Here is a 13043-nt window from a genome sequence, read left to right on the forward strand (position 1 = left end):
AATTTACTTCGTTTGCAAATTTAGGCGTTTGGAGATGGGACGAATCGAGACCGATGAATCGATCATTCGATTATCCCGTTTCGGTTCATCGGTACATTCAATCTGCCAGTCGGTGTCATGAAGCTCTTTTAGTCCGACGGCGATGTCGTATAGGGAATAGTTCGCATTTCCGTTTAACTGATAGATACCCGGTCCACGTTTAGTCAAAATTTCAAATAGCGCGTCTGCCGTGTCTACTAAAAATGAACATGATGGATACCAATGCTCACTCGCTTGGATGACCCCTCGTTGCTTCATTTCGTTCGTAAAATAGTCCATCATATTATTCGATCCGGCCTCATCCCCGATTTGCCATCCGAGACGAACGATTTGAGCACCAGGATTGGCGTTCATAATCGCACGTTCGCACTCACGCTTATACTTTCCATAGTCATCCTCGGCATCTGGTAGCGTATCTGGGGAAATCGGTCCGGTCACTTCATCTGAAAAAATTGAAACCGTGCTCGTGAACAGGAAAGGGATTTTCGCCTCACCACATAAACGAGCGAGCGTCTCGGCCCACTCCACCGCGCCCATACCGATATGTAAAAAGTAGTTCGGTCGGATGCGCTCGATGAATTCTCGCATTTCCTCTTCGTTTGTCGTGGACACTTGCTCGCGATTCCACGCAATCCCTTCAATTCCGTGGCGCTGCAACGTTTCGGCAACAACGGGTGCCACTGTACCGTTCATTCCTGTAAGAATAGCTTTCATTTCGATTCGCCCCTTTCACTCTATATGATGCCACAAAACGAGTGTGGACAAACAACCGATGTGCCGGGCTATGCTAGACTGGATGATGGAGGGATTAATCATGAATATTCGACAAGCAACCAAACAAGATAGTAAACAAATTGCACCACTCATGTATCAAGCGATCCATGAGATTGCGTACACATTGACAGCATCAACGGATACGACTGAGGTATTGGAGCGACTAGCGATGTGGGTAGAGAAACCAAATAACCGCTTGAGTCACGAAAACATCTGGGTGGCGGATTTTGAAGGAGAAGTTGCCGGAATGATCATCTCGTATCGTGGGGATAAGGCAGAAGAATTGGATCGACCGATTCGAGAATGGTTGACGGCGCATGGAAGTGGAGAAGAGGTGGACGTTGAAACGGAAGGTTATGTCCAATACATTGATTCACTGGCTGTCGCAGAGGCGTATGGAGGTCGTGGAATCGGGACGAAGTTAATCGAACACGTTTGTCTCGTTGCGAAAGAACGCGGTGTGCCCGCCGTCACATTGAACGTGGATCAAGAAAATCCTGCGGCACATCGCTTATACACACGTCTCGGCTTCCATAAGGAAAAAGAAATCAACATTTCTGGGGCGAGATTTGACTATATGATCAAAGAAATCAATTCGACTCCTTTCTCAGTCTAAAAGCGGATGCGCAAACTTCTTTTCTCGACTATACTAAGTGCTTGAGGAAAGATATACGTAAAGGAGATACATTATGGAGTGGAAGAACATTTGGCGAGGGATGGCCATGGGGACGAGTGATTTAATCCCTGGTGTAAGCGGTGGTACCATTGCAGTCATTTTAGGCATCTACGATCAACTCATCGAAGCGATTAGCGGCGTATTTAGCCGATATTGGAAAAAATATATCGGGTTCTTGATTCCATTGGCAATTGGAATGGGGACAGCCATTATCGCACTGAGTCGAGTTATTGAATACTTATTGCTGGAGTATTATGCACCGACACAATTTTTCTTTATCGGATTGATTTTAGGGATTATTCCACTTCTATTCGTGGAATTTAAATCACGCGCATCGATTCGTCCGGTTCATGTTATTGCTATGGTTGTCGCAACGATACTCGTTGCGAGTATGGCATTCTTGAATCCGGTTGATTCGTCTATTATGACGGACGTGACGTTCGGGACGGCACTTCTCTTATTCTTCTCCGGTTGGTTGGGCAGCATGGCGATGTTGCTTCCTGGAATTAGCGGTTCATTCGTCTTGTTGTTAATTGGCGTTTATCCAACCGTCATCAGCGCCATCTCAAACTTCAATCTGTTGATTATTGGGATTGTCGGTGCTGGAGTGGCCGTCGGCTTTATTGTAAGTAGTAAAGTCATTCGTTACTTGTTGGCGAATTTTCCGGGAATGACGTTCTCCGTCATCATCGGATTGGTCATTGGCTCACTCGCCGTCGTGTTTCCGGGTGTACCAGCTTCCGGAGTCATGTGGATACTCAGTATCGTCGCATTCATCGCGGGGGTCATCGTCGTCCGATTACTCAGCAAATATTCTGTCTAAATGAAAAAGGAGTCCAGCGATGAGCCGGACTCCTTTTTAATAGATGAAGGGGAAGAGGCGCTTGCGCGTCTTCGACCAGGATTGGTAAGACTGACCGAAATGGCGAATGAGCATACCTTCCTCGATTCGAATGCGGTACAGTAATGCAAGCGAGGTGAGACCCGCACCAATCAAGGCGATTCCCCAATGAATAAAGTATAGCGAGAATCCGAACGTAATCAATAACAACCCTGTGTAAAGAGGGTGGCGTAAGTAACGATACGGTCCCGAGCTGACGAGTTCGTCTTCCGGTCGGACGACGACATGTCGTGTGAATTGATGACGTAAGTGTAAAATCCCCCAATAACGTAACGACACGCCGGCTATGTAAAAAGTAAGTCCGATGATTCGTTGAACTGTCGAAGGCTGTGATTCGAAAACAAGCGAAGAGATCATAGACAACACGAAGACGCCAATCATCGTCGTCGCTACAAAGTAAAAGCTCTTCCGCTCGACAGCCCCGTCTGTTGCCTCTTTTCGGTTACGAAATCGCCACGTCTCAACTAGCCAAAAAAATGATACGACGATTAATAGGACATCCATCCAATTCATCACGCACATCCTCCCTTTTGATTCATGTTTCATTACCCGACCTACGCATAAGAAAAACCAAATCCATCAGGGCGATATTAGAAAAAAATTGTCAAAGTGACCAAAACAGGTTATCATCTAATGAGAATGATTATCATTTTTACGTATATAGAGAGGAAGGGTGCGACGATGAACGAGGAAGTATTCGACGTGACGATTATCGGTGGGGGACCGGCTGGATTGTATGCCGCTTTTTACAGCGGTTTACGAGGTATGAAGACGAAAATTATCGAATTTCAACCTTTTTTAGGCGGGAAAGTACATGTCTATCCAGAGAAAATGGTTTGGGATGTAGGTGGTCTCCTACCGACGACTGGGGCAAAACTGATCGACCAACTCGTCGAGCAAGGTCTCACCTTCTCTCCGACGGTCCTTCTTGGCGAGAAGGTGGAGTCGATCTCTAAGCGTTCAGACGATTTGTTCGGGATCGACACGACGAACGGTCATCATATTTCCAAAACCGTCATCGTTGCGACAGGAAGTGGGATCCTCAAACCGCATAAGGTTGAAGTGAGCGGAGCGGAGCGGTTCGAATTGTCGAACCTCCATTACACGGTTAAATCACTTGAACGCTTTAAAGGAAAGCGCGTCTTGATATCGGGTGGCGGCAATAGTGCAGTCGATTGGGCGAATGCGCTCGAGCCGATTGCAGAGCAGGTCGTGCTGACGTATCGAAAAGAAGAACTTAGTGGACATGAAGCACAAGTTGAAAAAATTAAACAGGGTCGAGTCGACTGTTGCCCACGATCAAAAGTGACGGATTTGATTTCTCACGATGGGAAATCGATTCAACAAGTTCTTTTGACTCATGTCGAAACAGGAGAGACGAGCGTAATCGAGGTCGATGAAGTGGTCATCAATCACGGATATGAACAAGACGCGGAGTTGCTTCGGAACAGCGAATTGCAGGTCGAGATGAAGGATGGGTTTTATGTGAGAGGGAATTCAGGTAGCGAGTCATCCATACCGGGATTGTACGCTGCCGGTGATATTCTCACGCATGAAGGGAAAGTACATCTCATCGCTGGAGCGTTTCAAGATGCTGCGAATGCGGTGAACCGGGCCAAAACATACATTGACCCGAATGCGAACGCTACCGCAATGGTGTCCTCTCATAATGAACGGTTAAAAGAGAAGAATCGTCAAATCATAGAAGAAACCATGATGAAGCAGTAAGAGGACCACTCTTACTGCTTTTCTCTAGGATAATCACAAAGCTCGGTAATCACACCGCCTGAATGACGCGGGTCCATGTAGATTAAGCGTCTACCTTTCGCGGTCGTACGCAGTGTGTCTTCTAAAAAGGTGATGCCATTTTGTTTGTGAGCGGCCATCGCTTCGTCCAAATCGTCGACACGATAGGCGATATGATGAACACCCTTCCCTCGAGCTTTCATGAACCGGGCAATCGGACTCGTCTTACTAGTCGGACGCAACAATTCGATGACATCCTCTCCAATATGAATGACGGCCAATTCGGTCTCGACCCCGGTGGTCGTGTTCGTATAGCGGTCCACGAGTTTTCCTCCTAAGACCGTCGTGTAAAATGTGATCGCCTCATCTAAGTCTCGAACGGCAATCCCAGTATGATCGATATGCATGTAAATTCCTCCTTCTGCTTCAGTTTGCCTAAAGTTGAACAAAATGTCACTTCACAACGTTTCAAGCCTATCCGATATAATAGGAGAGGGAGGGACAGCGAAATGAACGGAAAAATCACGATGGGTTTGGTGGGCACTTTCGCCTTTGTATCATTTGTGTTTGGACTCTCGCTTGCGACGTTTGTCGACTATCGCATCAATGAAGAACAGGTTGTCCTTGAACGATTAACGACCCATAAACAAATTGGTCCGACCGAGTTGCTGTCTACCGAGGTCGACTTTCATTTAAATGGGTCGAATTATGCGATTCGTTTTAAAGATGAACCAAATATTACGTATTGGTTCAATGTCGTCGATCGCAAAATTAAGTTCGATCGGATTGAATCGCTAGATTTGAGAGATACGGGGCTTCGGACAGAACTGTTTGAAGCGATGCCGCCTCTAGCGATGGAGTCGACTACTGCTGCAGAATAAAAGACGTCGAATGAACAACTTTTTCCTTTGAGAAAGAGTTGGTTTGCTCGACGTCTTTTGATTGTTTAGGAATAAATCGGGGTCGGTGGTGCCTGTAGCATGTACGTATAACGACAAATACTCGAGATTTGGGCGCCGTGACGACGAAGTGTATAACTCAAATCAGGTTGCAAACTTGTTGCTGAAATATGTGCCTCTTCAATGTATCGGAACATGTAGAAAAATTTTTGTTGAAGGAATGAAATAGCTTCCCGCAATAAAGTCTCGTCACAGTCAACGTGCATCTCTTGTATTGAAATATGGTACATATGTAAGCGTACTTTCATGATTCCAATCACTTGTCGGTTCCACTTCACGGAATAGAACAATGTTTGCTGGCGAACTTCTCGTGCGAATTGTTCATCTGTCATCGAAATGGCACCCGGAAGGAGATGACAATGTTCATTTCGAAATGTGAGCCAATCTGCTCTTCTTGAATAGTCCACCAATTCGAGTGTCCAATTGGTATGGGTTGCTTTCTCGCAAGGGATGAATGGTAGATGATACGTTTTGGTTTGATGAAATACTTGAAACCCTGCTGCTTCATATATTCGATGCTTGTCTTGATTATGAGAATCCTCTTCCTGAAGATAGTACGTAATCGGGTACTTTGTTTCTCGACTTCGTTCATAGATCAAACGATGAAGTAGTCCGCGAAAGACGTGACGATCACCATATGTGGCTTGAGAGAGGCGAATGGCATGATCCGTTTCAAGCTGTTCGTCGTTTGCGACGATTGAAGCGAGTGGGGTATCTCGATTGAGTGCGACGTAGACGTGATGATGCGAGGGAAGGGAGAGAAGCAAAGGGGCCTTGCTTAAAGGATATAGCGACTGAATGGAAATACGCTCATGTAACGGTAATTGCCTGCATTCTACAAAACGTAGCGCTCGTTTCACGAAGAATCCTTCTTTCTTTATCAAATGATAAGTACAAATAAATTGTAAGCGCTATCTTGTATCGTGGGGTGTGGCAGAATGATGAAACCTGACTCGAGAAAAAATCAATTACGTAAGAAAAAGGTTCGAGTAAAATAGAACATATCCGTCCAATACAATGAAATGGATTTCCTTTCATCGTTCATCTGTGAGATTCATCAAATGTCAGCGCAACGAACGGATGAGACGTGCTATACTTAAACACAATGAAAACACGGAGTAGGAGTATATGATGAAATACATTTATCAACTGATTCTGGTTTCTGTGCTTTGGTTGACGGTAACACCGTCTGCAGCCATGGCCGAGACAGAACCGGTCGTCATTCATGAAAATATCATTGTCGAAGAAGATGTAGAAATTCATGAAGGATTTCAATCGCCGAATGAAATGGTGTATTTGTTCGTATTAATTGTGTTGTTATCTGTCATCGGACTTGGCATGATGAACACGATTGAATAACGTGAAAACGTTCACAAAAATGCAATAAGTGATTTGGTAACGGTTACAATCGTTCCCTTATACTTATATGTGTAGGAAGAAAGTTCTGCACCAACTTTCTGTCCTCCTTTTCAAATGAACACCCCTCGTTCATATCATGTATTGGAGTCAATCGATCCTATCGATTGACTCCCTTTTTTTAAAATCGGATTCGCTTTTCTTTAGCAATTCGTTTTAAGCGCTTCGTCTCACTAGTGTGTCCGTGACTCTCTAAAAAGTCGACATATACCCGAAATGGTTCGGAGCGATGAGAAAAGAACGGGATATATTCAGAGAACAATTTTTGTTCCGCTTCTTTCAAATTCCCTTCAGCGACGAGAAGGCGGAGTTCTAACATTTTAAGCGCTTGATAGTTTTCGAGCGCGGTATCCTCTGTTTGGGACTTCTCTAACATCCGATCGCAAAGTTTTAAGAGACGGGAGTGAAGGAGTTTTCTTGTATTGGCATGACTGTGTTCGATGGGTAGCGTTGAGAGTAAATCAATTCGTGTAGAATCAACATCTTTTGGCACGTGGAGTGCGGTGTATAGGGCGCGGTCAATCCAAACGGTATCAATCGGGGCATCGAGCTGATAGTAGTGAATGAGTTGCTTGAGCATGGTGACTTGTGAAATTTTTAAAAGGCGAAACGGGTCACTTGTAGAGAAGAGCGGTTCTTCGCCAGCCGATGTAGAGAGGAGGTAAAACATTTCTTCATACATCGTACGTGCTTCTGTGTATTCCTCGGCGTAATGCGCTAAATCGCGAATGATTTTTTTAGCATGAATGTACCAATTTTTTTGGTCGCGTTCTGACATGACTTGATTCGGACGAATGTACAAATGTTCGTACGCAGAATCAACAAACCGTTCAGCCAAGGTGATGGTTTGCGAGAGCGAATGTCGCTCTTCAGAATTTTTTTTCTCTTTATAGCGCGTGAATTGGCTGATCATAAAATCAAAATCTTGATCATCAATCACATCTTTAGGAGTATGACGGTACATTTCGACGAGCAAATCGCGTAACGTCGCCTCGCCATACTGCTCTAACAATACGCGTAACTTTCCGATGCGCATCAGCTCTCCTCCTTTCAGTCAAACTTTTCGTAGGCAATCTCGATTTGGGCAGAAACCAATTATTATTCCTTTCCCGCTTTTCATCTGAAACAACCATTCGCTCTCATGCTTAAGACGGATTTTCGTAAGAAACGTTGTCAGATGATGGCTGGTTCGGGATAATAGAGAAAAATTGATAAAGTTGAGGATCATAATGATGAAAGATGAACAACATTTATCGCGTGTCGAACGTAGAAAGCGCGAATTAGAACAACAAGAAATCGAATCGTCTCGTGTGGACCACGGTGAAACGGACGAGCCCTCTATACGTGCACAATCTGAACAACAGCGTGAACGGGTAACACGCCAATCAGAACATCCCTTTTTAAATGAACAAACCCAAGAATCGCCAAGGACGAAAAATGGGACGGCAAAGTCAAGTCGGAAACGACTGCCCCGGGTTTCATTATTTTCGAAACGGAAATCATCTCGACCAAAATCTCGACAGACGACGAAACCATCAACACCATCTACCCCTGCTAAACGAGAAATAGATCATTCGTCTAAACAACCATCGAAACGAAAGCGTAAATGGAAGGGGAAAGCTGCCCTTTTCTTACTTGCAATGCTACTGATTGTTGGATATTTTGCGACTGCTCCATTTACATTCCTCATTATGGGGAGCGATGCGCGAGTAGGAGAATCGTTGTCGGGATCTCGTACGGACTCCTTGCAGTTGATGGAATTCGTACCACGCTCTGGTACTGTTCAGAATGTATCGATTCCACGTGATACGTATACAGCGATTCCATGTGAGCCTGAACGGGAAGGTGATAAAATCACGCATGCGTTCGCGTTCGGAGGTGCAGAGTGTACGATTGGTGCCGTGGAAGGGCTGACCGACGCCTCGGTCGATGGACAGGTCGTCATCACGTTCGAATCATTCATGGAATTGATTGATTTGATTGGTGGGGTAAATGTCACGGCAACGCATTCGTTTAGCGAGAAAGGGTTCAACCAGACGTATGAGTATACGGAAGGTGTTTCCTATGCGATGGATGGAGACATGGCATTGGCGTATGCGAGACATCGTAAATCGGATACGGATGGAGCACGTTCGAATCGTCAAACGGAGGTCATGACAGCTGTCGCTGAAAAACTGGCAAGTCCTTCAGGATGGACAAAAATTCCGGCGACGTATCGCTTCATGAAAGAAGAAATGGGACTTGAGATGAACGTCTTGCAAATGGCATCTGTCGGATTGACGATGATTTCGAATCCTGAGGTGAATAAGATGCAAGTCGAGGGTCAAGATGCTTATATCAATAACGTGTATTACTATGAACCGTTAGAAGAGAGCGTGCAGGCGATTCGAGACGCCCTTGATTTATCTGTCTGGGGTACTGTCAGATAATTTTAAGAAAAGGGTTTGATTCTGACTTGAAAGAGGAAATTTAAACAAATGAACTACTCTTTTGAGGAGGGAAATTTGAATGAAAGTTTTAGTCATTGGAGCAACAGGAAAGATCGGGAAACGTGTATTGAAAAGCCTGGCGAAAACCCATCAAGTGACCGCTTTAATTCGTTATCCTGAACTACAAGCAGAGTACGAGAAAATGGGTGCACACGTATTGACGGTTGATGTCGAGACAGAACTCGAGAAGAAAGTACATGAGGCGACAAGTGGACAAGATGCCGTTATTATCGCGGCAACTGCTGGCGCGGATGGTTCGAGCACTGAAATTGAACTGCTTGACCGAAACGTTGCGATGAATGCCATCGATGCCGCTAAGAAGGAACGGGTACGTCATGTTGTCTTACTCAGTGCCTATGGCGCTGATCAACCGAACGCTGCACCGAAAGAACTCTTTAACTTTCTGTCAGCTAACAATGCCGCTGACGAGTATATCGAACATAGCGGTTTGAACTATACGATCATTTGCCCAGTGACCATTGTTGATGAACCGAGTAAAGGTTCAATCGAAGCATCAGAGGACTTGAGTGATGCGGATGGTGCGACGCTTTCCGAAACCGATGTCGCGACTGTCATCGCAGCGTCTCTCGACAACCGAGGTCTGTACGGTCGCCGAATCGAAATCAAGTCTGGTAGCACACCGATTAATGAAGCGCTCGACTTTGAAGGGCGTGGAGAGGTTGCGAACGGCGGAAGAACGACATTACGTCGACCACAACGATCATAATGAGTTGAGGAGAAGATGATATGGAACGGAAACTTTATAAAGACCCAAACAATAAAATGATTGCTGGTGTTTGTTCAGGGCTTGGAAACTATCTAGGGGTGGACGTCACCGTTATGCGAGTCCTATTCGTGGCGATGGCGCTTCTCGGTGGCCCGGGACTCCTCATTTATATCATTCTGGCACTCATCATGAAAAAGCCGGTGTCAGAATATGAAGCCGAACAAGACGATCGCTTCTAAATCAAAAATCAATCCGACAAGACGTCGGATTGATTTTTTAGTTTTCCATATATAATGTATAACTCGCTTCGAACGTTTCGTTTGGTGGGAGGAGTTGGATCCCTTCTTTGTGTAGGAAATCTTTTCGATGGCCTTTATAATCCGCATGTCCGAACCAAGGTTCCAAACAGACGAACGGAGCGTCTTTCTGCGGCGGAGACCAGATGCCGAAATGCGTGAAAGAGGGACTCTCCATCACGATGGCTGCACCGGTTGGTTGATGTCGGAGTGCAGCATACTCAATTTTCTCAAAAATGAGTGCATCGTCGTCAAATAACGACCGAGTGAGGGGGATATACTGACGCTCTCCGAGTGGTTGATACGCGCCTGTTAAATAAGGGCCCTCGAGCAAATAGCGATCGAGGGAGCGGATTTCGCCGAAATCGATCACGTAGTCTTCAAATGTCCCGCCCATGAACGGAATATTGAATGCAGGATGACCACCGATGCTAAACGGTAACGTCGTTTCGCCCGGGTTATGGACGCGATACGTCACAATCACTTCTTCGCCCACAAGTTGATAGGACACGGTCAGTGTGAATGGGAATGGATAGTGTTGACGTGATTCCGATGTATCGTTCAATGTGAAGCGGACCGACGTGGCAGTCGAAGATTCGACCTCGAACATAGCGTCCCGAGCGAATCCGTGTTGACTCATCGTATAGGTGTTTCCCTCATATACATATTGATCATCGAGCAATCGACCGACAATCGGGAAGAGGATCGGGGCTTGTCGTCCCCAATAGGTCGGGTCCCCTTGCCATAAGAGTTCAGTTCCGGATACTTTCCAACTCGTCATCTCAGCACCTTGTGCCTTTAAGGTTATCTGTATTTTCTCGTTTTGAAGTTGCACAATCCATACGCTCCTTTACGGGTTTATGATAAGTTAAGTGTAGAAATCTTAAGTAAAACAAACAAGGGGTAAATGATGCGCTTACAAAGAATTGGTATTGGAACGCTGATCCTTCTATTGATTGCTGGCCTCGCATATAAAGGCTACGAGGAATATATGATGACACAAAAGAAAGAAGAAGCGGTTCCGATCGTCCAAAATGAATCGGTATTAGGAGGACTTGAAGTGGGGCAACAAGCCCCGGACTTCACTTTGAATACGTTAGATGAGGAGAATTTGACCCTTTCTGAGTTCCAAGGACAGCCGGTCGTCATTAACTTCTGGGCCTCTTGGTGTCCGCCATGCCGGGATGAGTTTCCTGAACTCGTATCGTTTGAAGAAGCGACAGGCATCCCAGTACTTGGCGTGAACGTCACCAAAAATGAGCGACGAGGAAAAGAGGACGTGGAGGCATTCCTAGATGAGTATCCCGTTGATTTTCCGATTTTGCTAGATGAAGAGGCCGCTGTCGAGCAACAATATCGCGTTGTCGCATTACCGACGACGTACGTTCTAGATGCAAAAGGGATCATCGTGGCGAAAAAAACGGGTCCGGTAGACGAGGCATGGCTTCAGCAACAAATCGACGACATCTCAGAATGATTCATTCGAAAAAAAGCTGAACGAACTGCCCGGTTAGAGAGGGCAGACCGTTCAGCTTTTATAGTGTTGCTTGATCAATGCGTCAAAGTTAGGGGTCATATCTTCTTCAAGATAGTAATGATGGTTGTCTCGAATGATTGTATCACCAACACGTGCTTCGGATGGTAGGAATCGTCTAGGGATGAAACTTGAGCCGTTGTTCCATCTCAATACGGCATATTTTCCCTCGATTCGTACCAATGTACCGTACTTAATCATACCTCTTCCTCCTCGACGAGCAGCTTCTGTCTCTTTTTATCCTTACATCATGTATTCCCAAATTCCACAAAAGCTACACATCTTTACACGTGTCTGTCTAATCACTATAGGGACGTTGTATCAAAAAACGATAGAGGTTAAATGCGGGAAATGTGAAGAAAGTTTGAAGAAAACGCTTTCTTTTTTTGAAATGGTCTTTTATAATGAAACCACGGGGTGATTATGACGAAACTGTGAACAATGGGGGGATGGTCATGTTTTCTTCTGCAATGATTGGGTTACTCGCTCTGACGGGAGTAACGATCTATGGGGTTGACCGTATGTTCACGGTCCGCTCAGAACGCGTCACAAAGAAATAGGTCTACATAGGGGGAAATCGCAACGTCTTGGGGAGACGTTGCGATTTTTTTATACGTCTTGTTGACGAGACCGACGATCGGTCTCTTTTTGTTCCACCATCTTTCGATTCCGCTCATGAACACGGTCAAAAAAAGCGTGCTCTGGCCATGCGGAGGACCAATGACGTTCTTCGGGGAGTGCCAAGATATATTCTTCCGCCGCACTCAATCTCTCAATCATGTGACTCCGGCTGTCGCACAAATCGCCGTGCCCTGGTACGAACCAGCGAATCTCATGTTCGTAGATGAGTGATTGCAAGGTTTGTAACGTGTCGAGATAGGCGGTTGGGTCGTGTTCGATAAAAGGTGGCTCGACATTAGACCCATAATCTCCACAAACGAGAAGATTCATGGATTCGATGAGAACCGACATATGTGTCGCGTCATGGCCCGGTGTAGAGAGGAAGGTCACGGGCACTGAACCGATTAAAAGCGTTTGATCGGGTTGGATGACCAGGTCGATGTCCGGTTTTTGAATCGGGTGATCAATATAATATTGTTCATAAAACTCGCGAATCTCATTTAATTGGTCAGATGAGTCTGCATCGACGAAAGCCTGTGAGGCAATCGTTGTGGCATCTGCAAAGCCGTAAGCTCCGATGATGTGGTCAAAATGATGATGTGTGAAGATGACATAAAGCGGCCGATTCCGACGGTGTAATTCGATGTCACGACGGATTGTCGCAATTTCTTCGGGGAGCCAGGTCGGGTCAATCAACAAAAGGGCATCTGGTGTATCGATGAGGGTCGATGTCGTTCGCATCAACGCGCTTTCGTATACGGTAAAGGATTGCAGCTTCGCTTGAATCAATGGAGTTCCTCCTTGTCTGTATGGATTCAATCACTCTTTTCCCCAAAACAATAGACGGAACAACAAAAAAGCAGAA

Annotated in this window: 17 protein-coding genes; 9 read left to right on the forward strand and 8 right to left on the reverse strand. The window is 45.6% G+C overall.

The window, feature by feature from the left end:
• Window positions 1-3 precede the first annotated feature (3 nt).
• Entirely contained in the window at window positions 4-753 is a 750-nt protein-coding gene (locus tag KNO79_RS12805; RefSeq protein WP_074037778.1) for a sugar nucleotide-binding protein, read from the reverse strand.
• A gap of 100 nt (window positions 754-853) precedes the next feature.
• Between KNO79_RS12805 and KNO79_RS12810 the strand changes: the two genes are divergently transcribed.
• Window positions 854-1429, forward strand: coding sequence for a GNAT family N-acetyltransferase (locus KNO79_RS12810; RefSeq protein WP_074037777.1), 576 nt, complete (start codon window positions 854-856; stop codon window positions 1427-1429).
• A gap of 73 nt (window positions 1430-1502) precedes the next feature.
• Window positions 1503-2312 carry a DUF368 domain-containing protein gene (locus KNO79_RS12815; protein WP_015880783.1) on the forward strand — a complete coding sequence of 270 codons (810 nt, stop codon included), beginning with the start codon at window positions 1503-1505 and terminating at the stop codon, window positions 2310-2312.
• Window positions 2313-2348: 36 nt separating this feature from the next.
• Here KNO79_RS12815 and KNO79_RS12820 read toward each other — a convergent pair whose 3' ends face one another.
• Complete coding sequence (locus tag KNO79_RS12820) at window positions 2349-2903, reverse strand: methyltransferase family protein (RefSeq protein WP_074037776.1); 555 nt, start codon at window positions 2901-2903, stop codon at window positions 2349-2351.
• 168 nt (window positions 2904-3071) lie between these two features.
• Here KNO79_RS12820 and KNO79_RS12825 point away from each other — a divergent pair, with 168 nt between their 5' ends.
• Complete coding sequence (locus KNO79_RS12825; protein WP_214691466.1) at window positions 3072-4118, forward strand: NAD(P)/FAD-dependent oxidoreductase; 1047 nt, start codon at window positions 3072-3074, stop codon at window positions 4116-4118.
• A gap of 11 nt (window positions 4119-4129) precedes the next feature.
• Here the strand turns inward: KNO79_RS12825 and mce are convergent, their stop codons facing one another.
• Window positions 4130-4543, reverse strand: a complete 414-nt coding sequence (mce, locus tag KNO79_RS12830) for a methylmalonyl-CoA epimerase (protein WP_251125330.1) — start codon at window positions 4541-4543, stop codon at window positions 4130-4132.
• Between the two features lie 102 nt (window positions 4544-4645).
• Between mce and KNO79_RS12835 the strand changes: the two genes are divergently transcribed.
• A complete protein-coding gene (locus tag KNO79_RS12835; RefSeq protein WP_074037773.1) occupies window positions 4646-5017 on the forward strand; it encodes a hypothetical protein in 372 nt (123 codons plus the stop codon).
• Window positions 5018-5082: 65 nt separating this feature from the next.
• Here KNO79_RS12835 and KNO79_RS12840 read toward each other — a convergent pair whose 3' ends face one another.
• Window positions 5083-5955, reverse strand: coding sequence for a hypothetical protein (locus tag KNO79_RS12840; RefSeq protein ID WP_214691467.1), 873 nt, complete (start codon window positions 5953-5955; stop codon window positions 5083-5085).
• A gap of 271 nt (window positions 5956-6226) precedes the next feature.
• Between KNO79_RS12840 and KNO79_RS12845 the strand changes: the two genes are divergently transcribed.
• Window positions 6227-6454, forward strand: coding sequence for a hypothetical protein (locus tag KNO79_RS12845; RefSeq protein ID WP_031421006.1), 228 nt, complete (start codon window positions 6227-6229; stop codon window positions 6452-6454).
• 178 nt (window positions 6455-6632) lie between these two features.
• Here KNO79_RS12845 and KNO79_RS12850 read toward each other — a convergent pair whose 3' ends face one another.
• Entirely contained in the window at window positions 6633-7547 is a 915-nt protein-coding gene (locus KNO79_RS12850; protein WP_159563538.1) for a hypothetical protein, read from the reverse strand.
• Window positions 7548-7743: 196 nt separating this feature from the next.
• On the opposite strand from KNO79_RS12850, the gene KNO79_RS12855 reads away from it, so the two are divergent.
• The 3 genes from KNO79_RS12855 (at window position 7744) to KNO79_RS12865 (ending at window position 9966) form a co-directional block, all read left to right on the forward strand.
• Window positions 7744-8940 carry an LCP family protein gene (locus tag KNO79_RS12855; RefSeq protein WP_251125331.1) on the forward strand — a complete coding sequence of 399 codons (1197 nt, stop codon included), beginning with the start codon at window positions 7744-7746 and terminating at the stop codon, window positions 8938-8940.
• Window positions 8941-9019: 79 nt separating this feature from the next.
• The gene (locus KNO79_RS12860; RefSeq protein ID WP_214691469.1) at window positions 9020-9727 is read left to right on the forward strand and encodes an SDR family oxidoreductase; all 708 of its coding nucleotides are present in this window, start codon (window positions 9020-9022) and stop codon (window positions 9725-9727) included.
• 20 nt (window positions 9728-9747) lie between these two features.
• On the forward strand, window positions 9748-9966 hold the full coding sequence (locus tag KNO79_RS12865) for a PspC domain-containing protein (protein WP_214691470.1): 219 nt from the start codon (window positions 9748-9750) through the stop codon (window positions 9964-9966).
• Window positions 9967-10003: 37 nt separating this feature from the next.
• On the opposite strand, the gene KNO79_RS12870 is transcribed toward KNO79_RS12865, so the two are convergent.
• Window positions 10004-10858 carry an aldose 1-epimerase family protein gene (locus KNO79_RS12870; RefSeq protein ID WP_196431588.1) on the reverse strand — a complete coding sequence of 285 codons (855 nt, stop codon included), beginning with the start codon at window positions 10856-10858 and terminating at the stop codon, window positions 10004-10006.
• 75 nt (window positions 10859-10933) lie between these two features.
• Between KNO79_RS12870 and KNO79_RS12875 the strand changes: the two genes are divergently transcribed.
• Complete coding sequence (locus tag KNO79_RS12875; protein WP_230872856.1) at window positions 10934-11500, forward strand: TlpA family protein disulfide reductase; 567 nt, start codon at window positions 10934-10936, stop codon at window positions 11498-11500.
• Between the two features lie 51 nt (window positions 11501-11551).
• On the opposite strand, the gene KNO79_RS12880 is transcribed toward KNO79_RS12875, so the two are convergent.
• Both KNO79_RS12880 and KNO79_RS12885 read right to left on the reverse strand, forming a co-directional pair.
• A complete protein-coding gene (locus KNO79_RS12880) occupies window positions 11552-11758 on the reverse strand; it encodes a DUF3006 domain-containing protein (protein WP_015880796.1) in 207 nt (68 codons plus the stop codon).
• A 408-nt stretch (window positions 11759-12166) separates the two neighbouring features.
• Window positions 12167-12967, reverse strand: a complete 801-nt coding sequence (locus tag KNO79_RS12885) for an MBL fold metallo-hydrolase (protein ID WP_196431586.1) — start codon at window positions 12965-12967, stop codon at window positions 12167-12169.
• Window positions 12968-13043 lie beyond the last annotated feature (76 nt).

Origin of the sequence: Exiguobacterium sp. s43, assembly GCF_018617255.1 — a bacterium.
Classification (GTDB): domain Bacteria; phylum Bacillota; class Bacilli; order Exiguobacteriales; family Exiguobacteriaceae; genus Exiguobacterium; species Exiguobacterium profundum.